Below are 13,381 nucleotides of genomic sequence, written 5' to 3' on the forward strand. Positions count from 1 at the left end.
GGTTATGATGTTGATGATATGGTTCGACCGACTCTGATTTCTGCGCTTCTGCTTATATGTAGTGCCGCTGTTTCTCGCGCAGCCGTGCTCAGTCCATGTGATGCTGCCACCGCAAATCCTACACAGGTAAGCAAAGGCCAGACATCCGATGCTCCCATACCAATTTCATGGGAGAACCGTCTTCGTCCCGCTGTTCTCGAATCCGGCGAGCCGCTGCCTCATTGGTCGTTATGCGAACGTATGGCGTACTACCACGTTCCTGGAGTGGCCGTTGCGGTGATCAGGGACGGGAAAATCGTACTAGCCGCTGGCTATGGCGTACTGGCGGAAGGCAGTAGCCAGAAGGTGAATGCCGATACGCTGTTTTCCGTCGGATCAGTCAGTAAGGTGGCCACAGCATCCATCATCCTGCGCATGGTGGCTGCGGGTAAATTGAATCTCGATAGCAATGTAGATCGTTACCTCACGAGTTGGCACGTACCCCGAACGAAGGACGTCCCTGATCCCGACGTCACGCTGCGAATGCTGATGTCACACACATCCGGTTTCAACGTCGGCGGCTTTCCCGACTTCATGCCAGACGAGCCTGTTCCCACCCTTATCGAGACACTGGATGGCAAACCGCCAGCCAAACATCATGCCGTCCGCCTGACCTCGGTTCCCGGTACGCGTTACAGCTACTCGGGTGGGGGAATCATGGTAGAGCAGCAACTGCTTGAGGATGTGACAAAGACAAACTTCGCGGATACAGCAAAGACGTGGTTGCTCGATCCGCTGCATATGGATCGCAGTACATTCGTCAGCCCGCTGCCTGCATCGACGATCAACGTTGCCAAGGCGCATGACAACGACGGCCACCTCGTCGCCCTGCCACGCGGATGGCAGACATTTCCTGAACAAGCAGCCTCCGGCCTATGGAGCAATGCTCAGGAACTAGGAAGCTGGGTTGCGGCGCTCATCGAGAGCTATCGCGGACAGAGCAACTTTCTTCCGCGTGGATTGGCAACGCAGATGATGACCCCGGTCTCACCGAGCCCCCAGGGATTGGGTCCCGAATTACTCGGTTCTGGCGACGCAAGAGGTTTTTTTCATAGCGGGTCCAATGACAACTATCGTGCCTGGATCGAGGGCTATCTGCAATCCGGCGATGGCTTCGTTATTCTCACTAACAGCAGCAATGGTTCACTCCTGCGCCTCGAAATCCGGCACGCGCTTTCGGATGCAATCGGTCTTGGCGTCGATCCCGTTTTGCGAACAGTCGACCTAGACGCGAACGACCCCGCCTATACCAACTACAAAGGGACCTACCGCCTCGATAGCGACATACCGATGAATATCCGGGGACGGTTTGCGGATGACTTTGACGTCGAGGCGTTCGTCATAAACATCTCCGGAGGGAAAGTTGCATTACGCGTTCCCGGCGACGATCACGTTCATCCGCTAAAAGCTCTATCCCCTACTCGGTTCGTAGACGCGGAGTCGGAAACCGTGCCCCTGATGCAATTTGAATTTCACCGCGACGCACATGGGAAAGTGCAGGCTGTCAGCATTACAAGCGGCAACTCACTCGCATATTACCGCCACGATTTGTCTGCGCGACCCGGTGCTCGATAAGATTTTTGCTTTCGCTAAGAATGAGCACATAGTCGCCAGTTCAGTCACTGAGAAGCTCCTCAGGCGGTGTTGCGCAAACGATCACCGTTGTGAGAGCGTGTGGTGACCACTAAACTATCGGCAAGCTAAAGCGACGACCGGAAGGTTCTTTGCTGAAGCGTTGCCGTCCCGTCGTGCCCGATCAAAGGCTTTCTGCGATTTCAGTAAAGCGATTAGAACACCGAGCAGTCTATCGGCTATCCCCCGCAGGGCTCGGGCATGATGGTGTCCTGACGCCCGCAAGCTGTCATACTGCCGTCGACTCTTGCTATCACAGCTGAGGCTGCTCGTCGCCCAGTGGTATACCGCGTTTCGCAACCGGGGGCTGCAAGCATGACGCATGCCGACGGTCTTTCTCTTGCCACTTTGCCTGGTTACTGGTGCCGTTCCTGCGTAACAACGCAGAGCCTCATAATCCCGTTCCCGAATTGGCCTTGAGGCTTCAGTCAGAAGAGCGGCGGCGACCGCAGGACCGATCCCAGGGATTGACAGGATCAGGCCAGCATCACACGGTGGCTGGTCTGATCCGGTGATCATTTCAGTCATCGTGCCCAGAAGGCGTGCGATGCGGTTGCCGACTTCCCGAAGTTGATCATCGAGCAGCTTCACATGAGGAAGTAGGAGCAGAACATGCTCACAAGCCGCTTCTGCTGAGCCTGGAGCCAGTGCAAGCGGCGCGGTCCTGAAAGCGGAAAGCACCTCGTCCGCCGAAAGCCTCCGGATACGGTTCGCTTTGAGGATGCGCTGAACGCGAAGAGAACTGATCCTCGCGCCTTCAGCAGGCGTAGGTGCCACAGTCAGCAGGTCCCACATCAACCGATCGTCAGCAGCGGGACTGATCGCCAACATTTGTGGATAGTACCGATGGAGTTGTTGCCACAACCTGTTGGTGGCGCGTCTGAGTTCGACTTTCAGCTCATCTTCGAACCGTGAAAGCTCTCGCAGCCGAAGCAAATCGGGGCAATCGATGTTTACTCGCTTGTAGCTTTGCCTATCTGTGCGCAAAGAGCTGGCCAAGACAAGCGCATCTCGGGCATCGTCCTTTGCGCCGGCGACGGTGAAACGGTCACGAAACCGGTCTACCTGCTTAGGATTGATCGAGAACAAGGTGAAGCCACTCTCGACAAGAGTTTCGACGAGGGCACCCCAGGCGACCTCGATGCCGATAGCGACCCGGGCAGGCGCGCATTCTGTTCGTTGTTTAAGTTTGTTGATTAGGGCGACGAGGCCGTCGCCACTATGGGCTGCGTCATACTGTTCGACCACTCGCCCGTTACCGTCAAGCACAGCGACGCGGTGGGTTTGTGTTCCCCAATCAATCCCGACAAAGTATTGAAACAGTTGATCCACGATTTGCCTCCTTGGATTGCTTTGTGATGCCCTCGTCATCCCTGTACCGGCACTCACCCAAGGTGCGGTAGTGCTACTCCCCACTGGACGTTTGCATCACCGCTCAACCGTCAAGGCGCAAGTCCCCAAATGGTGATCGAGTCACTGCGTTGCGGAGGCACTCTTGACGGCCAGCTACGTGAGACTCACCCGGTAAGGGAAAAGTCTTCAACAGCGTACAGGCGTTGCGGGGTGTCCCCGCTAGATTGGGGAGTCGGAAGACGAGGCCGGTTGCTTCTCGCCGGCGTCGGCTGGAGCTGGGGCAAGGGCATAGCCCTTACCCCGCCAAAGTATCTAGGATGGAGTAAAACTCGGAGAACGGATGACCTATCAGAAAATTACACTGGCCGTAGTCGTGAAAGAAGACGACTCGGAAATGTTTACGCAAGCACTGAACGACGCCTTGGATCGAATTGAAAAAATACAAACTGTCTTCAGCAGCGAAATTCGCACCGAGGAAGTAGGGAAGCCCGAGAATGCAGAGGAAATTGAGAGTATTCCTCAGTAACGGCTTATCGTAAGGCGGATCATGGCAAAAGCGGCGAAGGCGGTTGGCTTTTTAAAGACGATGGATTGTTTGGCGGTTCCAAAGATCCCCGAAGGCCCGGAATGGACGTATGAAATCTTATGTTGATCAGCACATAAAAGTTCTTATGTTGTGTTGCGGGTTATGTTGTGTTGCATTCGCTGACGTCTTTCTTGGTGCGTTCCAATCATGGCGGCGCACAACCGCGCTGGCGTGCAGATGGAAAAGAAGCCATTTTCCGTCATTCCTACCAGACACTCCGATGGGTCAACTTCCTTGACGGAGTAGTGGTCTTCCAGATGGAGCAGCCGCCAACGAACACCAATGGAAACCGATAAACGTGTTGCGTTTAATAACCCACAGAACACCGAGGGCCAACTCCCAATCTGGACGTGAGCCGTAGTTCACGAAAAACGGGGCGGTCTCAACCGGTCGGGTTATCGGAAAGTTCAAAAGCCGAGACTTCACTTCTGACGCAGAACTGATTGTGGGACGAGACGAGTCGATGTTCCAAAACTTCCGGTGGCTGCGCCGAACCACACCCGGCCAAGGCTATCGGTGAACGCAATCATCATCCATGACTTTGGTAGGTCGTCGCGGCCACCGTAAGAGGTCCAACTGCCATTAGCTAAACGGTATAACCCGTGGCGGCCGAAGGAGACCCATATTCCTCCTTGTTGATCCTCGGTAATCGTCTGCAAGAATTCAGATTGGTTCACGTTTTCCGGGGGAAGGTTCACGCGAACGAAATCGTCTCCGACAAGATGCCAAAGACAACGTTCCCCGGAGAACCAGAACGTATTGTCAGGTGCGCGGTAGATGAAGAACGGTGTCACCTGCGGGAGACGACGCTCTGCTTTGCCGCGCAGAACATGATAAAGGTCCGCTTTTACATTAGCGCCGCCGCTATTGAAACTGATCCATACCCCCCCATTCTCATCTGGGGCCACGGCGAAATCCGAACTCGCCGATTTTTCTGTCGGGAATTCCTGTCTGATCAACGGGGTGTAGAAGAATCGATGTATACCCCTGATGTCTCCAAACCAGATATTTCCTTCACGATCCACCAACTCTGCATTCTGAAATGGGTTTACGTTATAGGTTTCAGAAATAACTGTGGACGCGTTCTTCTGGACATCACGCAAGCTGTCTTTTGGAAGACGCATCACGACGGGCTTATACCAGGGTGAGATCCAAACACTGTTGTTTCGATCAGCAATTTGAAGGTTGTCTTTTACGGCCGGGTAAGCAGGTAGCCTCTCATCAGAACCTTTGCTGGAGTCGGACCCACGTGGGGCTACGGGCGCGGTCAGGACGGTTCGATCCAGCTCCCTGGAGAACCCGTTGACTGATAAATTGCTGCCAGCTGTTTTAAAGTGTCTGGTCGCCGGTATCAGGTACATGAGGTCTTTCGGGGCGTCAACACCGCCCACCAAAGCCCAAAGTATCCCCTCTGAATCAAATCCAACCTGTGTAACGGGTCCGGCCGGAGCGTTCCACTCAACCCCGAGATGCTGCCACCCCGAATGATCGAATCTCCATAGACCACTGGATGTGCCTGCCCATACAACTCCATTCCGATCCTGGACAAAACCGAAAACACTTCCAGTCTCGCTCGCATAATTGGTCACTCGCCCCTTATCCAGGAAACTGAAGCCTCCGAACGTGTAGCCGATCCAGAGGCCACCAGACGTCGGTGCGAGCAAGGAGTACAGGTTGTTCGAAAGGAGCCGATCGCCAAACGGCGAGTTGAATGGTTCGATTCGCGTTCCATCAAAGCGAAATAATCCGTTGGGGCTACCCAGCCATAGGAACCCGTCATTGGTCTGGGATAAACACTGGACCTCTGCGGGCGCTCCCTCTTTGAAGGTCCAGGAGTTGTGACCCACCTGCACGTTCGCCGATAGGGGCGGTTGCCCAAACAACGATGGACACCCAACAGAGGTAACGACCATTAAGACAAAAAGCCAGCACAGCTGCGAGGCTGTGATACGAACTGAGTGTGCTGAACGGTCGCAATCTCCGACGGGAACGAAGGACCGCGCTCGTTCGGGTATTTTCCACAAAGTATGCATACGAGCTTGTAACCCACTACAGTGAACACGAGATGACACGGGAGAAGAAAACCTACGCTAGGTTTGCAAGATAGTGGGAGTTGGTCCTCAATCGCAAAATCCGTGAACACAACCGCACTCTAACAGTGCATCGAATTCTGCGAATCATAACAGCCATTTCGATGGTGTTCGTCAATACCATAAATATGTATGTCGATTGCGAATCTATCCGGCGATGGTCTGTGTCTAAGTTTGGGAGATGGCGATTCATCAAGCTCTATCCCCCGAATGATTGCCGCAATCCGTTACCTTGATGCCTTACGAAGATAGTCAGCAGGTGGTACTTCCCTGAGCGCAAACTCCCTGTCGATTGGAGAGAGACTCGACCCGGCGAGTCTGTGCAAGACAAACGGGATTACGCGAGATCCTATGCACACACTATGCAGCGAATAGAGAAAATCACGGGAGCACCCTTCCGAGTGAAGTGCTCGCGCCCGACGTAATCGCCAGTTTGATCCGAATGAGCGGCGGGAACTTCCGACTACTGACCCGCCTCTGACTCAGATCGAACGCATCTTGAAGGTCAATCAGCTCGATAAGGTCTCAAAGGAGATTGTCGCGGCCGCACGAGACAGCCTGGTCATCGGACAGGTCTGACCTGCGCAAAGTTCCCGCTTACGCCAGATAGCGCTCAAATAATTACGCCACATTACGCTCCAAGCTACGCACGAGGCAGACGCGCCGGCTGCTGACCGCGGTGATGGTGGCGGCGGAGCGCTGATCCACAAGGCTCGTGGCCGCACCTCGAACAACCGGCTTATTCCTGGCATACGCGAGTATGTGATCGAACTGGTTCGGTCGCGCTATTCCGATTTCGGCCCGAGCCTGGCAGCGGAGGTTCTGTTCCATGAACAGCCAGAATTGGGTTCCCTGATCAATCGAGTGCCGAACGCTGTGAGCTCGACTTTAGACGGAATGCCGTCAAATCCCACAACGCGAACCCCAGACGGTTCGAGGTCTCGATGTCAATTTTAGCTGTTATAGCGTGACTACGAAATTCTAACCGATCGTGGAACTGCGGCTTGCGGTGAGTTGAATCGAGGTAGCTCGATGCGAACACATGTCCCTCCTCCTTCTCGTCGAATAGCTTCTAGCGCGCCCCCTTGCGCCGCGATGATGGAACGACTGATTGCCAGGGTCACGACTGTTCCCCGTGATTCATCCGCGACGACCGCTTCAAGCATATGCTCTACACTTGTGACACAACCACCGTTGTTCTCGACTTCGAGGCTCACGTGATCGTCGGTGAAGTCGGTTCTCAGCGTTAGCTTCTTCGGTTCCTCGAATCGACACGTGGCTTCGCAGGCGTCCTCCAGCAAATTGAACAGCACCTGCTGAATCTGGGCTGCATCTGCGAAGGCGACCGGCAGGTCCGGCTTCAGTTCGCAATCGACTGCGACTCCCTTGTCACGAACGTCTAGGGCCTGAAGGCTTATCACCTGCTCAATCAAAGTATTTAGGTCGATTGCCCGTGGATTGGGACGACGATCGAAGAATTGGCGCATCTCGTGAACGATATTGCCAACAGACATTCCATCTCGAACCACCCCTTTGAGTGCGGCATTTGCCTGTGAGATGTTGAGGTTGTCAGAGGAAAGCCAATTGAGCGCTGCTCGCGTGTTGGCTACGACAGCCGCTAATGGCTGCACAATCCTGTCAGAGAGGGACGCAGAGAGTTCAGCAATTGCTGCGGACTGTGTAGCACGACCGATTCGCTCCCGCGCTGCGTCGAGAGCCTCGCGTGCTCGTTTCTTGTCATCGATATCGATGTTCACGCCAACCCAATATTTGACTTTGCCATCCGAATCCTTGAGAGGCTCCGCTCGCGTAAGAAACCAACGGTATTTGCCATCGGCTCCCAATACGCGGAACTGGTCGTTTCGCGGGCGCCCCGTTTGAATTTGTTCTGCCCAATTCCTGCTCGAGGTGGGCCGGTCCTCAGGATGCAGGAAGACCAAATGGGCGTTCCATGGTGCTTCGAAATCTGCAGCAAACCGAAGCGGGTGATCTGATGGAAGGCCCAGGTAATCCGCCGTAGCCCCGTTGACGAACGACAGAGCCCCCGACGCACGGGCGTACCAGGCTTGAGCTGGAAGAGAGTTAAGGGTTATTTGAAGATTCGCCTCGACAGGCGGAAGCGCGTTGCGCGATGGTATTGAGACGATGGCGGTGAAGAGCCACACTTCTGAGCCGTCGGGGGCTATATGTCCCGTTCCGACCGCATCCACCGCACTTCTTCGTGCAGAATCCCTGGCACGGAAAAAGAAACGAGCGCGATAGGGCTGATGATGAATCCGCGCTTCCTGCCATAGAGTGGAAGACATTTGTCTGTCTTCTTCCGCTACAAGTTCGAGCCAATTCAAGTCCCCGAGCTGAGCCTCGCTCAGGGCAGTGATTTCTCTCAACTCTTGATTGGCGTAGACACACCGGCCGTCGGAATCTGCCAACCAAGTGGGATTCGGAGAGTACTCAAGGAAGGCACCCAGAACAGTTGTATCCATCATTTCCGCCACGCGTCGGGTTAATCCACAGGAAGAATCTCACGCCAAGAGTCGCCAAGGTGGTTTCCGTTTGTATTTCCGACTCGTTGAGCGTACTACGGAGAGAACATAAGGGGCATTCCATGTTTATGGTAGCGGGCGGATTTCTACGTTGAGCACGCCGACAATCCACATAAAGATGTAATGGCATGGTTTGGAGCCTTTGGATATCGTATGGTTGCGGGCGACGCAATCCCATATAGGCATCACTGATGCAGTCGAATTTGCATGCATGTCTCTGTACTTCACAGACCCGGCGCCCAGCTGGTCGAAATCTTTGAATCTCCTCGCGCACGCGAGGGGTAAGGAAGCGGATACGATGCGTGACAATCCCAATTTGACTCCAGAGCAGATAGACCGCATTCGGTCCGTCGCCCAGCTTCGGTCGGTACAAGCCGGTGAAGTTCTTTATGAACCCTCGCAACCGGATGTGCCTCTGTTCATCGTGCTGGAAGGTAACGTCTCGATTAGCAGGACCGGCGAGGACGACAAGATTCTCGCGGTTCGTGAAGCAAACCAGTTCACCGGCGAGATGTCCGTCATTTCCGGAAAGCGATCGCTGCTCAAGGCTCGCGTTACTGGGGACGGCAGCGTTCTGGAACTCCGTCGGGATAAGGTACTTTCTCTGATGGCTAAAGACACCGAGTTGGGCGAGATCTTCATGGAGGCCTTCGTCGCCCGGCGCCTATTGATGATCCAATTAGGCGAGGGAAATGTCGTCCTCTTCGGGACCAAGAGTTCCGCCCGCACCCTCGCGCTGAGGGAGTTCCTTACGCGGAATGCACACCCATTTAACTATGTAGACATCGATTCAGACTCCTTCGCCGGCGAATTGATGGAAAAGCTTGCGGTTCGGAACAGCGAAATACCAGTTGTGTATTGCAACAACCGCTATGTCCTGCGAAACCCCTCGATCGCTGAGCTAGCGCAATGTCTTGACCTGAACATCAATACGGACAAGAGCGTGCGCGACGTTGTCGTTATCGGTGCCGGCCCGGCGGGACTCGCGGCAGCTGTCTATGCAGCGTCTGAAGGGTTAAGAACGCTTGTTATTGAAAAGTCGGCACCTGGTGGCCAGGCGGGTTCAAGCTCCAGGATCGAAAACTATCTCGGTTTTCCCACGGGAGTCTCAGGACAAGAGCTCGCAAACAGATCCATCGCGCAGGCCCAGAAATTCGGTGCGCAGATCATGGTCGCTCAGTCGGTAGTCCACATCGATACGAGCCGCCAGCCATACAAGGTCATTCTTGAATCTGGGCTCAAGTTCAACGCGCGCGCCGTAGTGATCGCCACCGGAGCGCAGTATGCGCGACTTCCCATTGAAGATGCAGATGCGTTCACAGGCAGGGGTATCTATTACAACGCGACGCATATGGAGGCACAGCTGTGCGACTCCGAAGAAGTCATTGTGGTGGGAGGAGGCAACTCAGCCGGCCAGGCCGCGGTTTTTCTTGCCCAGTCGTCGGCGAAGGTGCATCTCTTCGTGCGTTCTCAGAAGCTTTCCGATTCCATGTCTCAATATTTGATTGGACGCATTGAGGCGCACCCCAGGATAGATATTCACTATCGGACGCGAATCACAGGTCTTAGCGGCGCCGGTCACCTCGAACATGTCGAATGGCGAGACGATGCGCTCGGAGAAACCAAATCCGGTCCCATTCGCCACGTTTTTGTGATGGCCGGAGCAGCACCACGGACAGAATGGCTTGAGGATTCCCTTGTGCTGGACAACAGGGGATTCATCACCACCGGCCCCGATCTTGCTGCGTTCGCGGGTGGGGATCAATGGCCGCTAAAACGGCCTCCACTCATGCTCGAAACGAGCGTTCCAGGGATCTTTGCGGTTGGCGACACGCGGGCAGGAAGTGTGAAACGGGTTGCCTCCGCAGTCGGTGAAGGTTCAATGGCAGTACACCTCGTGCATCGATATCTTGCCGAGTGCGGAGATTAAATCACCGGACATGTTCAAGCGCGGCGCGTTGATGCCCGCGATGCAGCTTACGGATGAGCAGTTTGATCGAGTCACTGCCTATCTCGAAACCCTGAAGTGACGACGAGCCGGGGTGCATAGCCGCCGGCCTTTGTGGGATCTGAAGCACCCAGACGATCCAGATTGGGAGTACGAGTCATGAGTTCTATGCCCGTCAGTCGTCCAGGGCGTACTGTCGAGTGGAGGTTTCGGCACCTTCCGGTGCTGATCCTGATGCTCTGTCTTCGTCAGACTGGTGCGGGGCAATGTAGCGGCATCGCTTCAACACCGCAGGCAGCCGCCGATTGCGCCGCCTATGCTGTTCCCCTGGGCAAAGTCGTACCGCTGGACTCCATGCATTCGTATTCGCTGGCCGAGTTGATTGATCTGGCCGAACGCAACAACCCAAGCACACGGGTTGCGTGGGAGCGGACATGGCAGCGAGCCGATGAGCTCGGCATCGCCAAGAGCTCGTACTATCCTTTGCTGGCCGGTGCAGCGGTATTTGGCGATCAGCGGGGCATCACTCCATTTCCAAAGCCGATCGCTCCACGTGGCTATGTGATGGTCGAGGTTCCAAGCGTCATTCCACAGGTTTCGCTGGAGTATCTGCTGTTCGACTTTGGCAGACGCGGGGCCGAGGTGGATGCCGCGACGGCGGAGAAGCTGGCCGCCGGGGCGAACTTCATCCAGGCCAATCAAACGGTGGCTTTTCGCGTCGCCAGTGCTTTTTACCAGTTGCTGACGCAGCAGGAGCGGCTGGCCGCTGCGGAGGCGACGTTGAAGACCGCGCAGACGACTGCCGATGCCGCTGAGTTTCAGTTACGCAACGGTAGGGCTACGCTGCCCGACGTTCTCAACGCTCGTGCGGAGGCATCGCAGGCCGCCTTCGACCGCGAGTCGGCCGATGGCGATGAGAAGGTTGCGCGCGTCGCTCTTACTGAGGCTGTTGGCGTCGAGCCATCGCCCAACGTCGTTATTGACGCGGCGAACTCCGCTCCTATGCCGTCTGAGCTGGCGGCTTCGATCGATGTGTTGATCGACCGGGCGATCGCCGACCGCCCGGACCTTGCGGCGCAGGCGGCTCAGATCCGCGCCGCGGATGATGCGATCCGCGCTGCTCGTTCCGATTACTGGCCGCAGATCGTGTTGCAGGGCTCGGCGGCGCAGACCTCGATCTGGCCGACGGCGGACTACGGCCAACTGGGCTACGCGAGTCAGCCGACATGGGCTACGGCGCTCTCCGTCCGGTGGAAGCTCTTTGACGGAGGCGAACGGAAGAATGAGGTCGCCAGAGCCGAATCGAAGAAGCGCGAGGCTCAGGAAACGATGCGTGAGAAGCGCGACCAGGCTACGCGCGAGGTCTGGACGGCCTATATTGGTTTTCGAACAGCCCTTCGCAAGCAGCAGGCCGCGGTCGCTCTGCTGGACTCGGCGACGGCGTCCTACTCTTCCTCGCTGGATGCGTATCGGTACGGCGTGAAGAACCTGATCGACGTAGTGACAGCCGAACGGCAGCTGGCGCAGGCACGGCTTTCGAGCGTTTCGGCGCGATCGCAGCTTTTTCTTGAGGCGGTCAATCTTGAGTTTGTTACCGGCAACCTTCTACGGACGGGCCCGCGGGCGACGACGAACTCGCCTTCGGCGCCTGCGATTCCGGCTCCATCTCCCGCACCTCCACCTTCTTCGAATCCACCTCAGGACGACCGGCAGCGATGAACAGAACAGCAGTAAACTCTCTCGGCATCGGCGTCTGCCTCTTGTGCATCGGTTGCGGACGCGCGCCGGCGATCGATGTCATCGGCTCGTTTTTTCCAGTCTGGATGGTCTGCCTTATCATCTCGATCGTGCTTGCGTCGCTGCTGCGGGTGTTCCTCCTGCGACGCCAGCTTGAGCCGGTGGTTGAACCGGCCGCACTTTTCTATCCTTCCGTCGTTCTTCTTCTCAGCTGTTTGTTGTGGCTGATCTTCTTCCGCTAAGGAGCTTCCTATGGAAACCGCTACGGAGACCGCGAATCGCAGACGAACCGGGCGCCGGGTCGTTCTCGGCGTAGTGATCGCAGCCGCGATCGCTCTGCTGTTGGTCGCTTATGAGGTGAACCGCTCACCTCGCACCGACGACGCCAGTGTGTGGGCGAACTACATCGAGATTGCTCCGGAGGTCAGCGGCCGCCTGGTGGAGCTTCCGGTCAAGGACAACGCTTACGTGAAGAAGGGCGACCTTCTCTTCGTGATCGATCCCCGGCCCTACGAGTACGCTCTCTCGCAGGCGCTCTCTGACCAGCAGGCGCTTGAGGAGCAGATCATCGATCTGGGGCGGCGCATTGCCGCGCAAAATAGTGCCGTCCAGGCTGCGGGCGCCGCGGTGTCGACATCGAAGACCAATATCCGGACTGCGAGCAGCAATATCGAAGGAGCCCGCGCGGCCGTTACTCGCGCCAAGGCAGCGGCGGCCGCAGCCGAGGCGAAATTGAAGTTCGATACGAATGACCTGCATCGCATCGAGCCGCTGCTTCAGAAACAGTACGTTACTGCGGAGCAGGTCGATCAAGCCAATACCGCGGTGCGCGTCTCGCAGGGGAACTATGACGCAGCCCAGGCCGCGCTGGCGCAGGCGCAGGCGCAGCTGGACGAGTCTATGCTGCACCAAGAGGTGGCGGGCTCGCAGGCCGCTGAGTCCCAGGCGAAGCTCAGCCAGAGCATCCATGCTATCGACCGGATCGAGACGTTGGAGTCGCAGCGCCCTGCAAAGGCGGCGAAGGTGGACAGTGCGCGTCTCGATCTCGAGTGGACTCGCGTCGTCGCACCCTTCGATGCCTACGTCACGAGCATGAATATCTCTGTCGGAGCTTACGCCCACCCGGGCACGCAGATGTTCACGCTGATCGACACCCGCAAGTGGTATGTCATCGCGAACTACCGCGAGTCCAAGCTCAAGAGGATTCCCATCGGCGCGCCTGCTGACGTGTACCTGATGGGCCATCCCGACCGCCGCTTTAAGGGCAGGGTCGAGAGCGTAGGATTCGGCGTGCTTCCTGAAGATGGCAAGCTGGCCAATGGTCTTCCCAATATTGAGCGCACGTTGAACTGGGTGCATCTCTCGGCGCGCTTCCCGGTCCGTGTGCTCATCGAAGACCCTGATCCGAACCTCTTCCGTATCGGCGAGACCGCCGTGACTGTCGTGAGGTAGC

Annotated in this window: 10 protein-coding genes; 7 read left to right on the top strand and 3 right to left on the bottom strand. The window is 56.5% G+C overall.

Features of this window, described 5'->3' with window-relative positions; all coding sequences use genetic code 11:
* The first annotated feature begins 18 nt into the window (after positions 1–18).
* Positions 19–1,614: a serine hydrolase domain-containing protein gene (locus BDD14_RS27730; protein WP_130424245.1), complete on the top strand. Its 1,596-nt coding sequence runs from the start codon at positions 19–21 to the stop codon at positions 1,612–1,614.
* A gap of 114 nt (positions 1,615–1,728) precedes the next feature.
* Here the strand turns inward: BDD14_RS27730 and BDD14_RS27735 are convergent, their stop codons facing one another.
* Positions 1,729–3,003, bottom strand: coding sequence for an IS110 family RNA-guided transposase (locus BDD14_RS27735; protein WP_165420348.1), 1,275 nt, complete (start codon positions 3,001–3,003; stop codon positions 1,729–1,731).
* Between the two features lie 361 nt (positions 3,004–3,364).
* Here BDD14_RS27735 and BDD14_RS27740 point away from each other — a divergent pair, with 361 nt between their 5' ends.
* Positions 3,365–3,550: a hypothetical protein gene (locus tag BDD14_RS27740; RefSeq protein ID WP_130424249.1), complete on the top strand. Its 186-nt coding sequence runs from the start codon at positions 3,365–3,367 to the stop codon at positions 3,548–3,550.
* A gap of 482 nt (positions 3,551–4,032) precedes the next feature.
* Here the strand turns inward: BDD14_RS27740 and BDD14_RS27745 are convergent, their stop codons facing one another.
* Together BDD14_RS27745 and BDD14_RS27750 are read right to left on the bottom strand one after the other, a co-directional pair.
* Entirely contained in the window at positions 4,033–4,971 is a 939-nt protein-coding gene (locus BDD14_RS27745) for a ligand-binding sensor domain-containing protein (RefSeq protein WP_130424251.1), read from the bottom strand.
* A gap of 1,700 nt (positions 4,972–6,671) precedes the next feature.
* Complete coding sequence (locus BDD14_RS27750) at positions 6,672–8,186, bottom strand: PAS domain S-box protein (protein ID WP_130424253.1); 1,515 nt, start codon at positions 8,184–8,186, stop codon at positions 6,672–6,674.
* 355 nt (positions 8,187–8,541) lie between these two features.
* Here BDD14_RS27750 and BDD14_RS27755 point away from each other — a divergent pair, with 355 nt between their 5' ends.
* The 5 genes from BDD14_RS27755 to BDD14_RS27770 all read left to right on the top strand — a co-directional run bounded on the left by BDD14_RS27755 (position 8,542) and on the right by BDD14_RS27770 (position 13,380).
* Positions 8,542–10,173, top strand: coding sequence for an FAD-dependent oxidoreductase (locus BDD14_RS27755; RefSeq protein ID WP_130424255.1), 1,632 nt, complete (start codon positions 8,542–8,544; stop codon positions 10,171–10,173).
* Positions 10,174–10,183: 10 nt separating this feature from the next.
* Positions 10,184–10,273, top strand: a complete 90-nt coding sequence (locus BDD14_RS33440) for a cytochrome c (protein ID WP_165420350.1) — start codon at positions 10,184–10,186, stop codon at positions 10,271–10,273.
* Between the two features lie 77 nt (positions 10,274–10,350).
* Positions 10,351–11,910 (top strand): TolC family protein, encoded by a 1,560-nt coding sequence (locus BDD14_RS27760; RefSeq protein ID WP_242618333.1) that lies wholly within the window; start codon positions 10,351–10,353, stop codon positions 11,908–11,910.
* A complete protein-coding gene (locus tag BDD14_RS27765) occupies positions 11,907–12,170 on the top strand; it encodes a YtcA family lipoprotein (protein ID WP_130424257.1) in 264 nt (87 codons plus the stop codon). The genes BDD14_RS27760 and BDD14_RS27765 overlap by 4 nt, the downstream gene beginning before the upstream one ends.
* 10 nt (positions 12,171–12,180) lie before the next feature.
* Positions 12,181–13,380, top strand: a complete 1,200-nt coding sequence (locus BDD14_RS27770) for an efflux RND transporter periplasmic adaptor subunit (RefSeq protein ID WP_130424259.1) — start codon at positions 12,181–12,183, stop codon at positions 13,378–13,380.
* Position 13,381: the final 1 nt, after the last annotated feature.

This window comes from Edaphobacter modestus (assembly GCF_004217555.1).
GTDB classification, from domain to species: domain Bacteria; phylum Acidobacteriota; class Terriglobia; order Terriglobales; family Acidobacteriaceae; genus Edaphobacter; species Edaphobacter modestus.